The following is a 2,658-nucleotide window of genomic DNA, read 5'->3' on the forward strand; positions in this document are numbered from 1 at the left end:
GTCACTGTCGCGTAATGTTTGGGGCAAGTTTGAGGAATAAAAATTGAAGGAATTTTTTTGATTTTCAATCAGTAACAAAGTATCATAATTTGAAATAGTTTTTCAATATTAAATAACATATAGGATGCTGGTGCAGGGAATGAACTATTTATTAGATATCAAAAATGGATTGCCCATAGAGTCCGATAACAGGACCATTGCCAGCAATCAGCAATCAGCAATCAGCAATCAGCAATCAGCAATCAGCACTAGATTTTTCCTTATTTTCATTTTACTCCATTATATTTTATTGTGTTTCTTTCCTTTACTTAGGGGCTTGTTTCATCTCGTTGCTCTTCTTAAATCCTATGGGGTACGTTTCTGCCTTCATTCTCTTGTTATTCCAATCGATTGCCGCTGACTGGTTACTATTTTCACTTAATGACTCGTTTTACTTTGCAAGGAGCGCTTATGAAGTATCGTTTATTTCTTTCTATAGCAACAGTCAGTGTGCTGGGAAGCACAGCATTTGCGGGTACCATGGGGCCTGTTATTCCCTCCAAAGACTGGACCTGGGTTGCTTCAATAGCCGCGGGGCCCGTTTGGGCAAGAGGCGGTGAGACACAGACTTTTTATTTGGCGCCAGAGATTGAAAAGACCTATGCGGCTAGAAAATCGACTAATGCCATTGCCTCGGGTGAACTGTTTGTTGGCATACAAAAAGAATTGACTTCTCAATGGCTGGGGCAATTGGGATTGGCAGCTGCCACTACTGGCAATGCCAGACTTCAGGGCGTGATATGGGATGATGCCGACCCTCAATTTGATAATTACAGCTACCTTTACAAAGTCCGAAACTCTCGCGTAGCAGTAAAAGGCAAGCTGTTGCTTGATAAAGGCTATTGGGTCATGCCCTGGGTGAGCGCAAGTCTTGGGGTGGGGTTTAACCGCGCTCATGATTTTACGAATACGCCTTTGATTTTTGAGGCGCTTCCTAATAACAACTTTGAAGACCACACAAAAACCGCTTTCACCTACACGCTGGGTGCTGGGGTGCAAAAATCCATTAGCGAACATTGGCAATTGGGGGTTGGTTATGAGTTTGCCGACTGGGGTAAAAGCGAACTGGGTCGTGCTTTGGGGCAGAGCCTAAACACGGGATTAGCCCTTAATCACCTCTACACCAATGGGGTTTTGTTTAATTTGACTTACATCGCATAAGGACAAAGGTCATGCTACGATACAGCAACAAAATTTTTTTAAAGAGAATACTGGCTTTCTTGTGGTTAGGATTCATGATTACAACGGCTTGTGCAGGGACTCCATTGTGGACCTTTGAGCCACTGATGCCCACCACGATTACCGTGCCTGCCAATGGTACGGCCATGGTGCAATACCGAGTCACCAATCAATCCAGCAGGCCACACACCTTAGCCATGCAGCCCATTCGTGGCGTGACGCAAATCACCGCGGGGCTCAATGTGTGCGGCAATCCTTTTGTTCTCAGAGGCAAAAATTCCTGCATACTGTCTTTACAGATAAACGGTAGCCAGTTAAGCAGTCCGATTACGGATGGCCCCGTGGTTTGTCAACAAGGAAACCTGAATCAGTGTTATCGGCCCAGTAGCGCCAATATTTTGCGCATTACCCGTGGTCCTGCAACAGGGGCTACGATTACGGTGAACCCGTCTTCTTTAAATTTTGTTGCGGGAAATAATGGGTTAGTCACTGTAACCAACAGTATGGGCTCGCCAGAACCGGCAGAGAATGTGGCCGCAACCATTCCAGGGGGCAGCAACATCAGCGTGCAAAGCACGACGTGTGGGGCGAGCCTTGCAATTGGGGCAAGCTGTACGATTACCTTTACTGCCCCCGCAGCGGAAGGCCCAACTAACGTTGGCATCAGCGGCAGCAACACCAACACTGCAACTGTTGCAGTGACCGTCACGCCCGTACCAATGGCCACCATCAGTGTTAATCCGACCACATTACTGTTTGCTGAAAATTCAACCGGCGATGTCACCGTGACCAATAATGCAGGCTCTCCGGTTGCGGCAGAGAATGTAGTTGCAACCATTCCAGGAGGCAGTAACATCAGCGTACAAAGCACGACGTGTGGGGCGAGCCTTGCAATTGGGGCAAGCTGTACGATTACTTTTGCTTCAGGCACACAAGAAGGACCAACGACTATTCCTATCGCCGGAGACAATACCAACACAGTGAATGTCGATGTGACGGTGACCAGCCAACCGCAAATAAGTATCACCAACCCTGTACAACAAAGCAGGGTCGTTGCAGTATCAGGAACAGTGCTTTCTTTAGAGGTCACCAATGATGCGGGCAGTGCCGTGAATGCCAATGCAATTACAGTCAGCAATAAGGCAGCCTGCCCTAATCTGTCCGTTGACGATAGCAATTGCACCAGTGTGGCCCCTGGAGCCAGTTGCACGCTGGAACTGACTTCCAACTCCCCTTACGCACCGTGCACGATTACCGTCAGCGGCAGCAACACTGCCAACAGCCCCACGACCTTAATCGCCTTCTCTTATCTGGAGGGATTGGTGTTTCAAGAAAGCGAGGGCAGTGGCAAAGTCGTCATTGATGTGGCGCAAGGTTTTAACAGCCAATGGACAGGTGATTTTTCAAATATAGCTGGCGCAACAAGCCTGGATGATGGGG

The 2,658-nt window shown here is 47.8% G+C and carries 3 protein-coding genes; all 3 read left to right on the forward strand.

Annotated features, from left to right (window positions below; all coding sequences use genetic code 11):
* Window positions 1-139 precede the first annotated feature (139 nt).
* Window positions 140-400: a hypothetical protein gene (locus tag ELY15_RS15070; RefSeq protein WP_127101467.1), complete on the forward strand. Its 261-nt coding sequence runs from the start codon at window positions 140-142 to the stop codon at window positions 398-400.
* 50 nt (window positions 401-450) lie between these two features.
* Complete coding sequence (locus ELY15_RS15075; protein ID WP_058453026.1) at window positions 451-1,200, forward strand: outer membrane protein; 750 nt, start codon at window positions 451-453, stop codon at window positions 1,198-1,200.
* A gap of 260 nt (window positions 1,201-1,460) precedes the next feature.
* A partial coding sequence (locus tag ELY15_RS16495) for a hypothetical protein (RefSeq protein ID WP_233586841.1) occupies window positions 1,461-2,658 on the forward strand: 1,198 nt, incomplete at its 3' end.

This window comes from Legionella sp. km772 (genome assembly GCF_003989735.1).
Taxonomy (GTDB): Bacteria; Pseudomonadota; Gammaproteobacteria; order Legionellales; family Legionellaceae; genus Legionella.